Raw genomic sequence first — 18,063 nt, 5'->3', positions numbered from 1 at the left:
TTCTTAAAATGGCTCACACATAACTTTACTAATTATTAGTCTGTGTATTTTTAGCAAACCCTCGCCCATGTGGAAGGTAAACATGTTAGAAAATATTATCAACGATATTGTAAGATGGTTAGAAAGCCAACTTCAACGGACTGAAGGCATCAAAATAGATGCTATAGCCCACAAAAGTGGTTACTCAAAATGGCACTTACAACGAATTTTTAAGGAATTGAAAGGCTGTACGTTAGGTCAATATGTGCGCCGTCGTCGTCTTCATGAAGCGGCCAGATCTTTACGTGAAGGCAACTTACCCATTCTTGATATTGCTCTTCAATATGGTTTTAGCTCTCAAGCTACATTTACCCGAATATTTAAAAAACATTTTAATACTACGCCCGCTAAATTCCGGGAAAATGGACACTTGCCTGAGCTCAAGACGTTCCTACATTGTGAAGAATAAGCACGTAATCCAAAATAACACCAATATTTCGGAATCCTATTTATAATAAAACAATAAGATGGCAGTGACGTTAAATCCTACGGGCTTGCCAAAAAACACGATGCCAATACACATTATCAAGAGATGAACGTATTACGCCCTTACTTGTGGATGCGTGAATAAACTGATTATTAATCTCGTAAATACCCACATGCAATCCACTTTTTCCACTGCCGGTTTTGAAAAAAACCAAATCCCCTGGCCTCAGATCATCTTTACTTATCCGCGTGCCTATTTGTGTTTGTTCACTGGTCGTGCGAGGAAGCTGGATACCAAAGCGATCAGAAAAAGTTCGGTACACAAAACCGGAACAATCGATACCACGTCTATCCATGCCACCATAGCGATAGGGCGTATTCTGCCATCGTTCAAGTTGATCTTTTAACTGAGCAATAACTCTTATCGGATCAGAGAGAGCCACCTTCAGTGGAGACGAGTCAGGCCTGGAAACAGGATTGCTACATCCAATAAGAACGAAACTCAATAATAAGCATAAATGCTTTATACTTATTACTATCCGCTTTCCCTCAGTCATCACTTTTTCCTCAATCACCACATAGAAACAACAAACTTTTACTATTTTGCTTCTGGTTTGCTGATTAACCAAACGCCCAATAAGATGAAAAAAAATCCCAACGTTTTTAACAGCGAAATAGTTTCATTAAACCAAGGTAGTAAAACCGCCATTAAATAAACAAAGACATAACTCAAACTAATAAGAGGGTACGCTTTATTTAACGCCAAATATTGCAATGTAAAAAACCAACATAACATGGATAGTGCATAACCCGCCAATCCAGCCATAACCATCAGCAAAGGATTATGATTCGCCCAAAGCCAGTTGATATCCAGCCAATGCATTGATAACGTAAGTTCTGGCAGACGGGCAACTCCCCATTTCAGTAACAATTGCGCTACAGTGATCAGCAGAACATTCGCAATTCCCCAAAGATAACCTTTCATTAACTTAAGCTCATCAATAAGATGCCAAACATAATGGCAAAAACCCCCATCCAGTGCTTTAACCCCACCTTTTCCTGATATAAAAATTGCCCAATCAAAGTCACTATAACAAAATTTATACTAAGCATAGGATAAGCAATGCTCAGTGGAAAAAATTGCAATAATCGCAACCAAAATATCATTCCTATACTTAACAGAAGAATAGCACTGGACAGCCATATCACCATCAATACCACTTTATGCGGGGTATCTTTTTCCTGCCAACAACTAACCGCCTGCTTCTGGCATAATTGCCCCGCACAAGTCAGCAAGCTAACCAAAATCAATAATATTATATTGCTGCTCATGGCTGTTTCTTATAAATCACAAGCACGAATCTATGATTACGCCGCACAAAATCGGGTTCTGGTAATTCAGACAATTCACCTCCTGAGGGTAATAGGAAAACAACAGCAACTTGACCTTTTTTACGTGCTTTCGCCAGCCACGCAGGAAATGCTTTCTCCGTGATATATCGGTATCGGCTGTCAGGATAATCAAGCCCATATTTTAATTCCCCTGGACGATCGAGTAGATAAATATCACTGCGTTTTAATTCCCACGCAATCGCCGAACCAACGCCAACCGATTGGGTCAAAATATATTGACTATCAGCTAACTCTTTTTTGTTTTGTTGAATAAAATGCTGAGGAAGTTTGGAATTGATTGTCTTGTCAGGTAATGCGCTACCTATAGATAAACTGAGCATAATTGAACAAGCGGCAGCCCATAGCCAATATTTACCATCGTGAATAAAACAAAGAAAACCAATCCCCCCCCAAACACCAAAGGCAATAATTCCCATAATCCATTTCAACCATTCATCAGGTTGATAAAGTGGAGGAGATTTTAAGGTTTCCATAGCAAAAAGGGCTAAAATGGCGATTAATCCGATAAAAACATTCATTAATCCATTTATTTTCAACGCATTCATATTGCCATTTTTGACACAATCGACACCATATTTTGCCATCATCAATGCTAAAGGGCCGATAAAGGGTAAAACGTAAGTCGGCAATTTTCCTTTTGCGATGCTAAAAAATATCAATGGAACAACAAACCAGCAAAACAAGAAAAACATTTCCGGATGACTTTTTTTCTCTTGCCAGCTTTTGATTAAAGCACCTGGTAGTAATCCTAACCACGGGATCACGCCTAAGATCAATATGGGTAAATAATACCAAATAGGTGCAATATGCTGCGCTTTCTCAGAAGCAAAACGCTGTATATGCTCTACCCAAAAGAAATAATGCCAGTAATCCGGCTCACGCGCAGCAATTGCAATCACCCACGGCAGGCTGATTAAAATAGCAAAAATCACGGCAAGAGGCCCAAAACGAACCATTTCCCAAAAGCGTCTCTGGTATATCGTTATGGGCAGCATGGCAATCACGGGTAACGCCAATGCCAGAAACCCTTTTGTCATAAAAGCCATCCCACAGGCCAATCCCAAAACAGACCATGCCAAAATTCGTTCTTGGATCGCCACCGCCTTAAGCACCCAATAACAGCTCACAATTCCTGCTGTGATCCATAAAGAAAACATAGGATCGAGGACACTGTAAGTGCCAATGGAAAAAACAATAAACATGGAAATATAAATCAGGCTGGAAACGAAAGCCGTCTGGCGACATTGCCACATCATTATTGCCAAACGATAAAGAAGAAATGTGCTGATTAGGATACTGAACACAGAGCCAAAACGAACAGCAAAATTACTGTCTCCAAAAATCCACTGGCTAATATTGTTGATCCAATATCCTGCTACTGGTTTTTCAAAATAGCGAATATCCAAGAAGTAAGGGACGATCCAATCCCCACGTTGCAACATTTCCCGACTAATTTCAGCATACCGAGTCTCATCCGGTTGCCATAATAGACGACTATTCAGAGGCAATAAGTAAGTAAGAACAAAAAAAAGAGCCATCAGAGCGGCTCCTGCTTTACTCGTCCGAGTATTCAACATCTGCGTTATACCTCTTGTTGGCAACCTAACCAGCCTTCACGACCAGGAAAATCCGCACGAACAATTTTCCCAACAGGGAGCGTATCCCTATTTTCTGGTAACAAATGGCTTAATTTACAGAACTGAATATCTTGTTGATGGAGCATATCCAGCAATGTCGCAAACTGTTCAGATTTCGACATCCCTTCGACTTCGGTATGGATCGTATAAACAGGAACTCCATGATCACTTTTAATCGCTTCAAGAATAAAGCGATTAAAATCTGCATCGCTGACTTGTGTTCCAACAACTTCATCATAGGTAGGTAATGTGACAGGAATTTGTACAGTTCCCACTTGTCCATCAGGTAAAAGTGGCCTGAATGGATGTGTTCCGCGGCAATCGCTGTTGTAATCAAAACCAAAACGCTGTTTAACAGCCAGAACACGTTCATCGGCTCGCCAACCCGCAACGGCTGAGCATGTGACGGCTTTCCCTGTTGCCTTTGCCAAAGCGTCAACCCCTAACTTCACCTGTTCTGTTAATTCCTTCTCCGACCAACGCCCGGCTTTTGCCTGCCAACCTTGGTGATCCCATGCATGTAAACCCACTTCATGGCCTGCATCCATTGTTTGTTTCATCAAATGCCCTAAATCTTTTGCGATTTTTTTCCCTGGCCAAGCTGTACCAGCCAACAAAATATCCAGACCATAGAGAGACACCGCATTTGATCTCAGCATCTTCCAGAGAAACTTCGGACGCAACAGGCGCCATAAATGACGCCCCATATTGTCTGGACCAACACTGAAGAAAAAGCTGGCTTGAATATGGTGCTTTTGTAACACTTCAAGCAACCGTGGTACACCTTCCTTAGTGCCTTGATAAGTGTCCACATCAATTCTCAAACCAACTTTTTTCATTACGCCCTTCCCGCTCTCTTCCTCGTTTTCCAATTGACTTTTTAGTTTTTTCCTTTGGATTCTTCAACTGCTCCACGCAGAAAAAAATCCAATGTTTCATCAATGGTTTGCTTCATATCAATAGTGGGTTTCCAACCTAACAGACGCTCTGCGTTTTTAATGCTGGGTTTGCGGTGGGCAACATCCTGATAGCCTTGCCCGTAATAACTACTGCTTTCAATTTTCTTGAACCCAGCAAATGGGGGGAAATGCCCTCGCAATGTATGTTTCTCAAAGCTAGCTAATAGCATTTCAGCCAACTGGCGAATGCTCGCTTCATTTGTTGGATTACCGATGTTGATTATTTGGTTATCGCATAACCCATTCCGGTTTTCGATGATCCTGAACAGTGCTTCAATACCATCATGGATATCCGTAAAACAGCGTTTTTGCTCTCCTCCATCCACCAGTTTAATCGGAGAACCTTCCACCAAGTTCAAAATTAATTGGGTAATGGCTCTTGAACTCCCAATACGCGCTGAATTTAGGTTATCCAGCCTTGGACCCATCCAGTTAAATGGGCGGAATAAGGTAAATTTCAGACTTTCTTGCGAGCCATATGCCCAAATGACTCGATCAAGTAATTGTTTTGAAACTGAATAGATCCACCGCTGTTTATTAATAGGTCCCACAATCAGACGCGAAGTATCTTCATCAAATTCTGTATCATCACACATACCGTAAACCTCGGATGTGGATGGGAAAATAATCCGTTTATTGTACTTAACACAATAACGGACAATTTTAAGATTCTCTTCAAAATCCAGTTCAAATACTCGCAAAGGATTACGGGTATATTCAATCGGAGTTGCAATTGCCACTAATGGCAGGATGACATCACATTTTTTGATGTGATATTCAATCCATTCGGTATGAATGCTGATATCACCTTCGATGAAGTGAAAGCGAGGATTGCCAATAAATCGTTCAATGGCGGAAGAGCCAATGTCCATCCCGTAAATGTCATAATTGCCATCACTCAACAATCGTTCAGTCAGGTGATTACCAATGAACCCATTGACGCCCAAAATGAGTACACGCTTACGACGACTGACTTGGGTTGTCGCTTTGGGGCCAACATAAGCCCCAGCTACAATGCCTATCTCAAGAGCTAATCGATTACCTTGTACATAAAGCCCTGACTCCCCTTGTCCGCTGATAATTTCCAGTGCACCATCACCACAAGCAATCACAAATGGATCAGCCGAAATTACGGTTCCAGGGCGTTTTCCGTGGGATTGATTTAGTGGCCGTGAACGCCAAATTGTAATCTTACGCTCACCAAGAAAAGTAAACGCTCCTGGATATGGCTCTGTCACTGCCCTGACTAGGTTATTAATCTCTTTGGCAGACCTATTCCACACTATTTCACCCTCTTCGGCGGTGCGGCGGCCAAAATAAGTTGCCTGACTTTCATTCTGTGGAACTGATGGATAATGGCCTGATTTTATTTGCGGCAGAATATGATCCAATAGCTCAACTGCCGCTTCGCCTATTTTTCCATGAACTATTAAGGAAGTATCATTTTCAGCTATCTGAACAGACTGTTGCGCGATAATGTCTCCCGCATCCGGCTTTTCCAGCATTTTATGTAATGTTACACCGGTTTCGCTCTCTCCATTGAGTATTGCCCAGTTAACCGGAGCACGACCACGATATTTCGGTAGCAAAGAGCCATGAAGGTTAAATGCCCCTTTTTCAGCCAGTGACAGAATTTCCTGACTAAGCATATTGCGATAGTAAAAAGAGAAAATGACATCGGGCTTCATCTCACGAATGCGCTCAACCCAAAGCGGGTGATTCACATTTTCTGGCGCAAACACGGGTAAACCCAAATCAGCACCAATACGTGCAACAGAAGAGAAAAAATGATTTTCATTGGGATCATCGGTATGAGTAAATACAGCCTGAACATCAAAACCCGCTTTGACTAATGCATTAAGTCCGACACAACCAATATCGTGATAGGCAAAAATAACTGCTTTCATTAGCTTTCTTCCTGATTATCGTTAGTCTTCTTAACTCCGACCACTTTTTGAATAAAATAGCGCGGACGAGCACGGACATCGTTATATATTCGACCAATGTATTCACCCAACAGCCCCATGGCGACAAACTGTGCTCCGATGAACATGAAAAGAATAGCAAACAGGGTAAACACCCCTTCAGCAGCCCACATTGAACCAAATATAAGGCGTAGAACAATCAATAACACCGCCAATAAAAAACCTGCTATGGCAATGATACTTCCCGCGACACTTAATAACCGCAATGGTGCAGTTGTTAAGCACGTCAGAAGGTCATACATCAGGTTTATCAGTTTCATAAAACTGTATTTGGAGTCGCCAAACTCACGCTCGGCATGGGCTACATCAATTTCTATTGTTTTACGTGCAAAGGTGTTGGCAAGGATGGGAATAAACGTACTGCGTTCATGGCATTGCAGCATCGCGCATACAATGTGACGTCGATAGGCGCGCAACATACAACCATAATCGCCCATTGAACGTCCCGTCGCCTTGGTTATCATCGCATTGATTATCTTAGACGCAGTTTTACGGAACCAAGAATCCTGACGATGAATACGACGTGTACCCACAACGTCATATCCTTCTTCTGCCGTTTTAACCAAACGGGGGATCTCTTCTGGTGGGTTTTGTAAATCAGCATCCAGTGTAATAACCAGATCACCATCAGCTTGATGGAAACCAGCCATAATTGCTGAATGTTGTCCATAATTACGGTTAAGTAAAATCGCAATCACATGATTTTTTGGAGATTCAGCCGCCTGAGTTAAGATCTCGGCAGAACTATCATGGCTGCCATCATCGACCAAGATTAATTCGTATTTCTGTTCTAATTTTTGGCACGCTGCGAGAGTTCTTTCCAGTAACTGGGGTAAACTTTCTTCTTCGTTGTAAACAGGAATAACGACTGAAACTTTTTTGATCTTCTCAAATGTCACTTACTTACGCTCCGAAAGAATTTCAGTTATCACATTTACGACACGATCTACATCGTCATTGCTCATATCTGGAAAAAGCGGTAATGAACAAAGCGTTGACGAATTCCACTCAGATACAGGCAGGGAAAGTTGTGGATAACGCTCACGATAATATTTTTGTGTGTGCGCGGCTCTAAAATGCAAACCTGTGCCAATATTTCTGTCCTTTAAGCGTGCCATAAAAGTATCGCGGTCAATACCACAGAGATTTTTGTCAACACGTACCATAAAAAGGTGATGGGAATGCAAATGCGCATATTCGGGAACTTTCAGCATTTGCAATGGTGAATCAATAAAAGCATCAGCATAGCGAGCCACCAACTCCCGACGACGTTCATTCATTGATGCCAGTTTGCCTAGTTGCACAACTGCCATTGCTGCATGAATGTCTGATAGGTTGTATTTAAAACCCGGCTCAATCACTTCCGCTTGGGGTTTCCTACCCTGAATTTGTCTATCAAAAGCATCGACAGCTAAACCATGAAATTTTAAACAACGAACCCGTTGGGCAAGCTCATCATCATCGGTAACGAACATGCCACCTTCTGCACAGGTCATGTTTTTAATGGCATGAAAAGAAAAGATTGCAGTACCTCGCTCTCCGACCCATTCATTCTTATAACGGGTGCCGACAGCATGGGCTGCATCTTCAATCAAGGGAATATTGGCTTTTTGAGCGACAGCGCGAAGAGCGTCAAGGTCACAAGGCGCTCCCGCATAATGGACGGGAATAATTGCTTTGGTTTTGGGAGTAATCGCTTTTTTGATTGTTTCTGCACTGACCATCAACGTATCACGGTCAACATCAACCATGACAGGTTCAGCGCCTAACAAACAAATCATATTGATAGTGGAAACCCAAGTTTGGGAAGGCGTAACAACTTCATCACCTGGGCCTATGCCTAACGCCAACAAAGCCAAATGCATTCCCGCCGTAGCAGAACATAGAGCAATAGCATGTTTGCATCCAAACATAAGAGAAAAATCTTGCTCTAACTGATGGTTTTGTGGGCCTGTCGTAATCCAACCTGAGTGTAGAACTTTCTCTATCGCTTCAATCTCTTCACTGCCAATTGCAGGACGAGAAAATGGCAAAAAACTATCCATAACCGCCTTATGCCTTGTATATCCTAATTGTGTTATAATTGATCAATTTTAGATGATGGTTCTTTAACAAAACATCAACGTAAAACAAATTATGGTCAACCAAACACCAAAAGTAGATAGCAAGCAATGATTATGGTGGATTTGCTTACGAGAACTACACGTGGCTGACCCTCCATAATTTATAGCTGGCATTTCTGATATGTCCAATATTGGCCTCAAAAACTTCTGACAAATTTCGTTCTGTCATTACATTCTGTGGCAGACCTGATACTAACAATCTTCCATGCAAGAGCAACCATACTTCTGTCGCTTGTTCATATGTATGGTTAAGATCATGACTACTCAATAATACGGTTCCCCCCAATGCACAAAATCTTTTTGTTAACTTATCTAAAATAGCTTGTTGGGTGATATCTAAATTATTTGTCGGCTCATCAAGTAAGAGTAAACTCCCATCAGGATTCAGCTCCGGCCATATCTGAAAAAACGTGCCTGCCAATCTGACCCGCTGCCACTCTCCGCCGGAGAGTTGACCAATTGACGAAGAAAGCAATGGCAGAAGTTTCATTTGCTGGCAAAGTTCATACAACACATGTTCACTTTGAGCTAAAGGCGCACATTCAGGGCGGAACATATCTAAGTATTGAAAAACCGGCATGACAGGAACAGAAGAAGATTGGGAGAACCAGGCTCGGCGCTTTGCCAATTCGTGCTGGCGGTAATCCTGCAAGTTCCGACCATGCAAGCAAATAGTACCGCTATAGGATAAAACACCCGCAATTGCGGCAAGCAGTGTACTTTTCCCTGAACCATTGAGCCCCACCAGATGAATTTGTTTTCCTGCCGTAACAGATTCAGACAGTGAAATTAATCTATTGTTTACATTCACATTATCCAGTTCCAAAATCGGCTGACCGATCATGTTTTGCCCCCATCTCCTTATCTGCATTAACAAGCAAAACGGTATTTCTTAATAATGACGTGTTCTTAATAAAAGCCATATAAAAATTGGTGAACCTAAGGTTACCGTGACAACCCCGATTGGCACTTCTGCATGAGATAATGACAAACGGGAAACTAAATCTGCCAACAGTAAACCACTGCCTCCAGCCAATGCACTGGCCGGAAGTAATGCTTTATAATCAGTCAAGCCAATCAATCTTAAGATATGGGGAATAACCAAACCGATAAAACTGATCGCTCCCGCAAGGGCAACACTCAAACCAACTAATAATCCGATTACCAATACAAACACATTACGCCATTTATGGTGAGACACACCTAATTGCCGAGCCTGTAATTCCCCAAGAGAGAGATAATTCAAAATGTTGCCTTTGCTGCTTAACCATAAAATAGCGGGGAACAATACAACAATCAGCCATTTTTGGCGCCAATCAACACCACTGAAACTTCCCATCATCCAATACATCAATTGACGGAGATCTAAACTGGTACTGAAATAGACCATCCATGTCATCAAGGCGCCAAAGATCACACCAAATGCAACACCAATCAATAACAGACGAGCGTTAGTCATTTGATGTTTTCTGGAAAACCCCAGCAAAATTGCAGTCATGAAAAATGCCCCAAATACCGCACCAGCACTTAATAACCACAATGGCGCAATGCCATGAAAGATAAGTATTAAACATACCACGACAACACCAGCACCATTACTGATCCCAAGCAATCCTGGCTCTGCCAACGGGTTTTCAAACAGAGCCTGCATAATTGCCCCTGACAGCGTTAAGCTCGCACCAACCACTATCACTGCAATCGCTCTGGGCAATCTCAACTGCCAAATAAACAACTGGGCAGGCTCCGATAACCATTGATCAGGCCAAAACCAAATTTCACCGGCACATAATGACAACATGAACAAAATAACGAACAGGACAGACAAAACCGCCATCACCCGATGGTTACGTTTTCTCTGATAGGTGATCAACTCATAAACAGAGCGCATGTGTGAGGCCATGTTAGGAAATAAATGCTCTTTCCACTGAGCAAATAAATATAAAAGATAAGAAAAAGACCGCAAAATGCGGCCTTTTTATGTAGTTATTCTTTGGGTAACGCCTTTTCCACTCGGTTTTTCAGTTTTTGGCCGGGGCGAAAAGTGACAACACGGCGAGCCGTAATCGGAATATCTTCACCTGTTTTTGGATTACGGCCTGGACGTTGATTTTTATCTCGCAAATCAAAGTTGCCGAATCCAGATAATTTCACTTGCTCCCCATTCTCCAAAGAACGACGAACTTCTTCAAAGAACATTTCTACCAGATCTTTAGCATCACGCTTGCTAATACCCAGTTTTTCAAACAGATTTTCTGACATTTCAGCTTTAGTAAGCGCCATAAGTTCAGTCCCTCAAGGATGCTTGGAATCGCTGTTCTAATGCAGCAACGCATTTGTTGACAGCCACAGCAATTTCTTCTTCTTCCAGTGTACGAATGGTATCCTGCAAGATTAAGCTAATAGCAAGGCTCTTGTAGCCTTCCGCGACACCTTTACCACAATACACGTCAAATAAGTTTATGCCAACTATATGATTTACGCCAACTTTCTTACATTCAGCCAGAACATCTTCTGCGGCTACATTTTCAGGCACAACGATGGCGATATCGCGGCGGTTAGATGGGAAGCGAGAAACTTCTTTCATCTCAGGGATCACGCAGTTTACCAGACCAGTCCATAACAACTCGAATACCACGGTACGGCCGTTTAAGTCAAGTTTACGCTCCAGTTCTGGATGAACAACACCGATATAACCAATGTAATTATTTTCCAGATAAATCCCAGCACTTTGCCCAGGATGTAAAGCAGGATGTTCTTCTGCCTTAAAGGAAATGTTAGATAGTTTACCTGTCAGTTCTAAAACAGATTCTAAATCACCCTTCAAATCAAAGAAATCAACTGCTTGTTTTTCAATCGACCAGTGCTCTTCGAACCGATTTCCTGCAATAACACCGCCGAGCATTAATTCCTGACGAATTCCATGTTCCGCATTGGCATCCGGCACAAAACGTAACCCTGTTTCGAATAAACGAACACGGTTTTGTTGACGGTTTTGGTTATAGGCAACAGTGGTCAATAATCCTGTCAACAAGGACAAACGCATTGCAGACATATCCGCCGATATCGGATTAGGCAAGATCAATGCTTCTTCCTGTGGATGAAGATATTTCTGAACTTTGGGATCAACGAAGCTGTAAGTAATCGCTTCTTGATAACCTCTGTCCACCAGCATTGTTTTAACCCGTTTCAATGGCAAATCAGCTTCACGATGTGAAGTCATAATCAGATCTGCACGCACTGGGACGTCAGGAATGTTGTTATAACCGTAAATACGAGCGACCTCTTCAACAAGATCTTCCTCGATTTGCATATCAAAACGCCAGCTAGGTGCAACAGCTTGCCAGCTACCATCCTGAACTGTTACCTGGCAGCCTAAACGCGTCAGGATATCTGTTACTTGTTCATCAGTAATATGATGACCAATCAAACGATCCAATTTATCGCGGTTAAGCGTAATCGTTGCTGACTTTGGTAAGTGAGATTCGCTAGCAACATCAACGATTTCTCCTGCTTCTCCCCCACAAATGTCGATCAACAACTGAGTGGCATATTCCATCGCTTTGTGCTGAAGCTGTGGATCAACACCACGTTCAAAACGGTGAGAAGCATCGGTATGCAGACCATAACGGCGAGCACGGCCAGTAATCGCCAGTGGTGCAAAAAACGCGCACTCTAGCATAATATGCTGAGTTTCAGCATTAACACCAGAATATTCCCCGCCAAAAATACCCGCTATAGCAAGTGTTTGCTTTTCATCAGAAATAACCAGTGTCTCAGCAGAAAGTTCTACTTCATTGCCATCCAACAGAGTGAGTTTTTCATCTTGTTCAGCAAAACGCACAATAATTGAACCCTGCAAACGTTCTAAATCGAACGCATGCAATGGCTGGCCCAATTCGAGTAAAACATAATTGGTGATATCAACAACCGGATCAATAGAACGAACTCCACCCCGACGCAATTTTTCGCGCATCCACAATGGAGTAGTTGCCTTGACGTTCACATTCTTGATCACGCGCCCCATATAACGTGGGCAGGCTTCAGGAGCATCAACACGAATAGGGAATGTTGCATCTGTAGTTGATTTAACCGCTTCAATTTGCGGTTCTGTCATGGACAATTTATTGATAACCGCAACGTCACGGGCAACCCCCATGATACTCAGGCAGTCAGCACGGTTTGGTGTAATGCTGATTTCGATCGCGTTATCATCTAATTTCATGTAATCACGCAGATCAACACCAATTGGCGCATCTGCTGGCAGTTCAATAATGCCATCATGATCGTCAGAAATACCTAGTTCAGAAAACGAACACAACATGCCTTCTGACGACTCACCACGCAATTTAGCCGGTTTAATTTTAAAATCACCCGGCAGCACAGCGCCGATTGTAGCGACAGCAACACGAAGCCCTTGACGACAATTAGGTGCGCCACAAACAATATCCAGCAGACGTTCGCCGCCGATATTAACTTTTGTGACACGTAATTTATCTGCATTTGGATGTTGTCCACATTCAACAACTTCACCAACAAATACACCGTGGAATTGACCTGCCACTTTTTCAACACCATCAACTTCCAAACCAGCCATGGTGATTTGATCAGACAATGCTTCACTATTAATGGCTGGGTTTGCCCACTCGCGTAACCAGAGTTCACTGAATTTCATGTGATATACCCGCCTTATTTAAATTGTTTGAGGAAACGCAAATCATTTTCGAAGAATGCCCGCAAATCTGTCACACCATAACGCAGCATGGTCAGACGCTCCATTCCCATGCCAAAAGCAAAACCAGAATAAATTTCAGGATCAATACCAACATTGCGCAATACGCTAGGGTGCACCATACCGCAACCCAAAACTTCTAACCATTTCCCATTTTTGCCCATCACATCAACTTCTGCGGAGGGTTCTGTAAATGGGAAATAAGAAGGACGGAAACGTATCTGCATATCTTCTTCAAAGAAGTTATTCAAAAAGTCATGCAATGTTCCTTTCAGGTTGGTAAAGCTGATATTTTTATCAACAATCAACCCTTCTACCTGATGGAACATTGGAGTATGTGTCTGATCGTAATCGTTACGGTACACACGCCCCGGCGCAATGATACGGATTGGTGGCTGACGTTCTTTCATCGTGCGGATCTGTACTCCAGAAGTCTGGGTACGCAGCAAACGCGTCGCATCAAACCAAAAAGTATCATGATCAGCACGCGCAGGATGGTGTGCAGGAATATTCAGAGCATCAAAGTTATGATAGTCATCTTCGATTTCCGGGCCAGACTCAACAGAAAAGCCCAACTCGCCAAAGAAAGTTTCAATACGTTCAATCGTGCGGGTCACAGGGTGCAAGCCACCATTTTCCATACGACGGCCAGGCAATGAAACATCGATTTTTTCTGCCGCCAAGCGCGCATTCAAAATCTCAGCTTCCAGCTTTGCCTTACGCGCATTCAAGGCTTCTTGAACTTCTTGTTTTGCCTGATTAATGACAGCCCCTGCCGCTGGACGTTCTTCGGCGGGTAAGTCACGCAGCGATGACATCTGGAGGGTTAAATGGCCTTTTTTTCCCAGGTATTCAACTCGCACCAAATCCAACGCGGCAACATCCTGGGCTTCTTCCACGGCTGCTTTTGCCTTTGCAACCAGCTCAGTGAGATGTGACATCGTTTTCCTCTTCCTTTGGCCTGACGGCCCTTTAGTTGTTATCGACTATGTCCTCATGTTATTCGACTAACGAGGCCATAAAAATAAAAAAGCCTCCACACTGGAGGCTCAAGCGCTATTTTTCGTTTCTTTTCTTACGCGCGAAGCCCCCTGATCTCAGGTGTTAAAGTAAAAAAAGAAACGAAAAAAGACTAACTTTATCATTTGTGTTCTTTCTCCTGCATTCCTTTTGCTGATCATCATTTGATCAACAGTAAGCCACATTTTGGAAAAAAGTAAAAGAGGGAGCAAGCTCCCTCTTTTAACCTGACTTATGCCAGAGCGCCCTTCGCTTTTTCAACCAAAGCAGCGAATGCTACTTTGTCGAATACAGCGATGTCAGCCAAGATCTTACGGTCGATTTCAATCGAAGCCTTTTTCAGGCCATTGATGAAACGGCTGTAAGACATGCCGTTCTGACGTGCAGCAGCGTTGATACGTGCAATCCACAATTGACGGAATTGACGTTTACGCTGACGGCGGTCACGGTAAGCGTACTGACCAGCTTTGATAACAGCCTGGAAAGCAACACGATAAACGCGCGAACGAGCACCGTAGTAACCTTTCGCTTGTTTCAGAATTTTTTTGTGACGTGCACGGGCAATAACACCACGTTTTACGCGAGCCATATACTTCTCCTATCGTCTCTGAGTTCTAATCTAAAAAATTGCTTATGCGTATGGCAGACAAGCAACAACCAGGCCCAGATCCCCTTTGGAGACCATGCCTTTTGGACGTAAATGACGCTTACGCTTAGTTGATTTTTTAGTCAGAATGTGACGAAGGTTAGCGTGCTTACGCTTGAAACCGCCGCTTGCGGTTTTTTTGAAGCGTTTAGCTGCGCCGCGTACTGTTTTAATCTTTGGCATTTTAATTTCCACTTCGCATTGTTAATTACAACGAACTAGTAAGGCGAATAGATTCCAGCCAAAATTAACCGGAACCCATTACTTGTTTGCCTGACTATTTCTTCTTAGGAGCGAGCACCATGATCATCTGGCGGCCTTCAACCTTCGTTGGGAAGGATTCGACCACTGCCAGCTCACTCAGATCGTCACGGATACGGTTAAGCATCTCCATACCAATCTGCTGGTGTGCCATTTCACGCCCACGGAAACGCAGGGTGATTTTGGCTTTATCGCCATCTTCCAGAAAACGAATCAGGTTGCGTAGTTTGACCTGATAGTCGCCTTCATCTGTACCAGGACGGAATTTAATTTCCTTAACCTGAATAACCTTTTGTTTCTTTTTCTGTTCTTTGACTGATTTACTCTTCTCATAGAGGAACTTGCCGTAATCCATAATACGACAAACCGGCGGTTCGGCATTTGGGCTGATTTCAACTAAATCAACACCAGCTTCCTCAGCTTTCTCAAGAGCTTCTCTCAGACTGACAATACCAATCTGTTCGCCATCTAATCCAGTTAAACGAACTTCAGAGGCGCGAATCTCTTCATTAATGCGATTTGGGCGCGCCGGTTGAATTCTTTTTCCGCCTTTAATACCTTATTCCTCCAATTGACGAAGATTACGACTGCGTATTTCTGTCAGCAGTTTTTCTGTAAACTCGCTGACAACAATGCTACCTAAATCTTTGCCGCGGCGAGTACGAACGGATACTTTTCCTGATTCGACTTCTTTATCACCACAAACAAGCATGTAAGGCACACGACGCAGAGTGTGTTCACGGATTTTAAAACCAATCTTCTCGTTTCTCAAGTCTGCTTTTGCACGAATGCCTGCATCTTGCAATTTTTTAACCAATTCCTGTACATAATCTGACTGGCCATCAGTAATATTCATAACAACGACCTGCTGAGGTGCCAACCATGTTGGGAAAAACCCAGCATACTCTTCTGTCAGGATACCGATAAACCGTTCTAGCGATCCCAGAACCGCGCGGTGAATCATGACAGGAATCTTACGTTCGTTATTTTCACCTACATATGACGCGTTCAAGCGTGCTGGTAGTGAAAAATCGAGTTGCACAGTACCACATTGCCACGCACGATCCAAACAATCATATAGGGTAAATTCAATTTTAGGGCCATAAAATGCCCCTTCGCCCGGCTGGTATTCAAATTCAATACCGTTTCGGGTTAATGCTTCAGCAAGATCAGCTTCTGCTTCATCCCATTGTTTTTCCGTACCAATACGTTTTTCTGGGCGAGTTGATAATTTAACAACAATCTTCTCAAAGCCAAATGTGCTATACACATCGTAAATCATTTTGATACAGCTACTGACTTCTTGAAGGATTTGATCTTCAGTACAGAAGATATGGGCATCATCTTGAGTAAAGCCACGTACACGCATCAAACCATGTAACGCGCCCGATGGTTCGTTACGATGACAGCTACCAAATTCAGCCATACGCAACGGCAAGTCACGATAGGATTTCAATCCTTGGTTAAAAATCTGAACATGACCAGGGCAGTTCATCGGTTTTACACAATACTCGCGGTTTTCCGATGAAGTTGTGAACATATTTTCTTTATAGTTTTCCCAGTGCCCTGTTTTTTCCCACAGAATACGATCCATCATGAACGGGCCTTTTACTTCCTGGTACTGGTACTCTTTGAGCTTCATGCGGACGAAAGTTTCTAATTCACGGAAAATTGTCCAGCCATCATTATGCCAAAACGCCATGCCTGGTGCTTCTTCCTGCATATGATACAGGTCAAGCTGCTTACCAATTTTACGGTGATCGCGTTTTGCTGCTTCTTCCAAACGTTGTAAATAGGCATTAAGCTGTTTCTTATCCGCCCATGCTGTACCATAAATACGCTGCAACATTTTGTTGTCACTATTGCCGCGCCAGTATGCCCCTGCCACTTTTTGCAGTTTAAAGTGATGGCAGAAACGCATATTAGGAACATGCGGCCCGCGGCACATATCAACGTATTCTTCATGGTGATACAGACCTGGACGATCATCACGACTAATATTTTCATCCAAAATCTGAATTTTATACTCTTCACCACGAGCCGCAAATGTGTCACGCGCTTCTTGCCAGCCAACCCTTTTCTTGATGACATCGTAGTCTTTTTTAGCAAGTTCCAGCATACGTTTTTCAAGCAGCTCGATATCTTCCTGCGTCAAAGAGCGGTCTAAATCAACGTCATAGTAGAAACCATTGTCAATAACAGGACCGATAGCCATTTTCGTATCAGGCCACAACTGCTGAATGGCATGGCCCAACAAATGTGCACATGAATGGCGGATAATTTCCAAACCTTCTTCATTCTTGTTGGTGATAATAGCAAGATTGGCATCAGTCTCAATTAATTCACAAGCATCAACCAATTCACCATTAACACGACCAGCGATACATGCTTTTGCCAAACCAGCACCGATATCACGAGCCACATCCATTACGGAAACAGCATGATCAAATTGACGTTGACTACCATCAGGAAGAGTAATTACAGGCATTTAAAATCCTTATATACAGTGGTGACCCACACGAAAGATCACGTGCATTAAACCAAATTTATTATTAATCAGTACGTTAGAAACAAATCCTTGCTTCACTCCGCAAGATGTGTACAGATTTAAGGTCACATTTCCAAAATGTATCTGGTACATTTGCCCTAACTCGCCCGACATACTAGCATACAGAGTAGGTGTTAAAATAGCTCTGTGGAATATATTTAAACTATCTCCATGCAAGTAAATAAGATTTCAAAATAATAGATCACTTGGAGGGAACTCAGTCCGGTTTTTGCGATCTGATCAATTGCGAAAAATCACAAATCACCCAACGGACCGA

At 42.8% G+C, this 18,063-nt stretch carries 18 protein-coding genes and 1 other annotated feature; of the genes, 1 reads left to right on the top strand and 17 read right to left on the bottom strand.

Going from position 1 to position 18,063, the window contains the following annotated elements; all coding sequences use genetic code 11:
• Nucleotides 1–82 precede the first annotated feature (82 nt).
• Nucleotides 83–448, top strand: coding sequence for a helix-turn-helix domain-containing protein (locus Xedl_RS01300; protein ID WP_074022259.1), 366 nt, complete (start codon nucleotides 83–85; stop codon nucleotides 446–448).
• A 70-nt stretch (nucleotides 449–518) separates the two neighbouring features.
• Here Xedl_RS01300 and Xedl_RS01295 read toward each other — a convergent pair whose 3' ends face one another.
• The 17 genes from Xedl_RS01295 to thrS form a co-directional block, all read right to left on the bottom strand.
• Nucleotides 519–1,022, bottom strand: coding sequence for a C40 family peptidase (locus Xedl_RS01295; protein ID WP_422645885.1), 504 nt, complete (start codon nucleotides 1,020–1,022; stop codon nucleotides 519–521).
• A 41-nt stretch (nucleotides 1,023–1,063) separates the two neighbouring features.
• The gene (gene arnF, locus Xedl_RS01290) at nucleotides 1,064–1,450 is read right to left on the bottom strand and encodes a 4-amino-4-deoxy-L-arabinose-phosphoundecaprenol flippase subunit ArnF (protein ID WP_074022258.1); all 387 of its coding nucleotides are present in this window, start codon (nucleotides 1,448–1,450) and stop codon (nucleotides 1,064–1,066) included.
• A complete protein-coding gene (arnE, locus tag Xedl_RS01285; protein WP_074022257.1) occupies nucleotides 1,450–1,797 on the bottom strand; it encodes a 4-amino-4-deoxy-L-arabinose-phosphoundecaprenol flippase subunit ArnE in 348 nt (115 codons plus the stop codon). Before arnE ends, arnF begins: the two co-directional genes overlap by 1 nt.
• On the bottom strand, nucleotides 1,794–3,455 hold the full coding sequence (gene arnT, locus Xedl_RS01280; RefSeq protein WP_074022256.1) for a lipid IV(A) 4-amino-4-deoxy-L-arabinosyltransferase: 1,662 nt from the start codon (nucleotides 3,453–3,455) through the stop codon (nucleotides 1,794–1,796). The genes arnE and arnT overlap by 4 nt, the downstream gene beginning before the upstream one ends.
• Before the next feature lie 5 nt (nucleotides 3,456–3,460).
• Nucleotides 3,461–4,354 (bottom strand): 4-deoxy-4-formamido-L-arabinose-phosphoundecaprenol deformylase, encoded by an 894-nt coding sequence (arnD, locus tag Xedl_RS01275; protein ID WP_074022255.1) that lies wholly within the window; start codon nucleotides 4,352–4,354, stop codon nucleotides 3,461–3,463.
• Nucleotides 4,355–4,395: 41 nt separating this feature from the next.
• Nucleotides 4,396–6,381 carry a bifunctional UDP-4-amino-4-deoxy-L-arabinose formyltransferase/UDP-glucuronic acid oxidase ArnA gene (arnA, locus tag Xedl_RS01270; protein ID WP_074022254.1) on the bottom strand — a complete coding sequence of 662 codons (1,986 nt, stop codon included), beginning with the start codon at nucleotides 6,379–6,381 and terminating at the stop codon, nucleotides 4,396–4,398.
• Nucleotides 6,381–7,358: an undecaprenyl-phosphate 4-deoxy-4-formamido-L-arabinose transferase gene (gene arnC, locus Xedl_RS01265; RefSeq protein ID WP_074022253.1), complete on the bottom strand. Its 978-nt coding sequence runs from the start codon at nucleotides 7,356–7,358 to the stop codon at nucleotides 6,381–6,383. Before arnC ends, arnA begins: the two co-directional genes overlap by 1 nt.
• Nucleotides 7,359–8,504 (bottom strand): UDP-4-amino-4-deoxy-L-arabinose aminotransferase, encoded by a 1,146-nt coding sequence (gene arnB, locus Xedl_RS01260; RefSeq protein ID WP_074022252.1) that lies wholly within the window; start codon nucleotides 8,502–8,504, stop codon nucleotides 7,359–7,361. It lies immediately after the preceding gene.
• Nucleotides 8,505–8,658: 154 nt separating this feature from the next.
• Nucleotides 8,659–9,426, bottom strand: a complete 768-nt coding sequence (gene btuD, locus Xedl_RS01255) for a vitamin B12 ABC transporter ATP-binding protein BtuD (RefSeq protein WP_074022251.1) — start codon at nucleotides 9,424–9,426, stop codon at nucleotides 8,659–8,661.
• Between the two features lie 48 nt (nucleotides 9,427–9,474).
• Entirely contained in the window at nucleotides 9,475–10,470 is a 996-nt protein-coding gene (gene btuC / locus Xedl_RS01250; RefSeq protein ID WP_083600249.1) for a vitamin B12 ABC transporter permease BtuC, read from the bottom strand.
• A gap of 95 nt (nucleotides 10,471–10,565) precedes the next feature.
• The gene (gene ihfA / locus Xedl_RS01245; protein WP_038233943.1) at nucleotides 10,566–10,862 is read right to left on the bottom strand and encodes an integration host factor subunit alpha; all 297 of its coding nucleotides are present in this window, start codon (nucleotides 10,860–10,862) and stop codon (nucleotides 10,566–10,568) included.
• Nucleotides 10,863–10,866: 4 nt separating this feature from the next.
• Nucleotides 10,867–13,254: a phenylalanine--tRNA ligase subunit beta gene (gene pheT, locus Xedl_RS01240; protein ID WP_074022249.1), complete on the bottom strand. Its 2,388-nt coding sequence runs from the start codon at nucleotides 13,252–13,254 to the stop codon at nucleotides 10,867–10,869.
• Between the two features lie 14 nt (nucleotides 13,255–13,268).
• Complete coding sequence (gene pheS / locus Xedl_RS01235) at nucleotides 13,269–14,252, bottom strand: phenylalanine--tRNA ligase subunit alpha (RefSeq protein ID WP_074022248.1); 984 nt, start codon at nucleotides 14,250–14,252, stop codon at nucleotides 13,269–13,271.
• Between the two features lie 82 nt (nucleotides 14,253–14,334).
• Nucleotides 14,335–14,459, bottom strand: a sequence feature (Phe leader region).
• 104 nt (nucleotides 14,460–14,563) lie between these two features.
• Entirely contained in the window at nucleotides 14,564–14,920 is a 357-nt protein-coding gene (rplT, locus tag Xedl_RS01230) for a 50S ribosomal protein L20 (RefSeq protein ID WP_010847342.1), read from the bottom strand.
• Nucleotides 14,921–14,962: 42 nt separating this feature from the next.
• Complete coding sequence (gene rpmI / locus Xedl_RS01225) at nucleotides 14,963–15,160, bottom strand: 50S ribosomal protein L35 (protein WP_006118955.1); 198 nt, start codon at nucleotides 15,158–15,160, stop codon at nucleotides 14,963–14,965.
• Nucleotides 15,161–15,254: 94 nt separating this feature from the next.
• Nucleotides 15,255–15,794, bottom strand: a complete 540-nt coding sequence (infC, locus tag Xedl_RS01220; RefSeq protein ID WP_074022247.1) for a translation initiation factor IF-3 — start codon at nucleotides 15,792–15,794, stop codon at nucleotides 15,255–15,257.
• 3 nt (nucleotides 15,795–15,797) lie between these two features.
• The gene (thrS, locus tag Xedl_RS01215; RefSeq protein WP_074022246.1) at nucleotides 15,798–17,726 is read right to left on the bottom strand and encodes a threonine--tRNA ligase; all 1,929 of its coding nucleotides are present in this window, start codon (nucleotides 17,724–17,726) and stop codon (nucleotides 15,798–15,800) included.
• Between the last annotated feature and the right edge of the window lie 337 nt (nucleotides 17,727–18,063).

This window comes from Xenorhabdus eapokensis, assembly GCF_001908105.1.
Note: the sequence above shows the minus strand (reverse complement) of the source record. Positions and strands in the feature narration are given on the sequence as shown.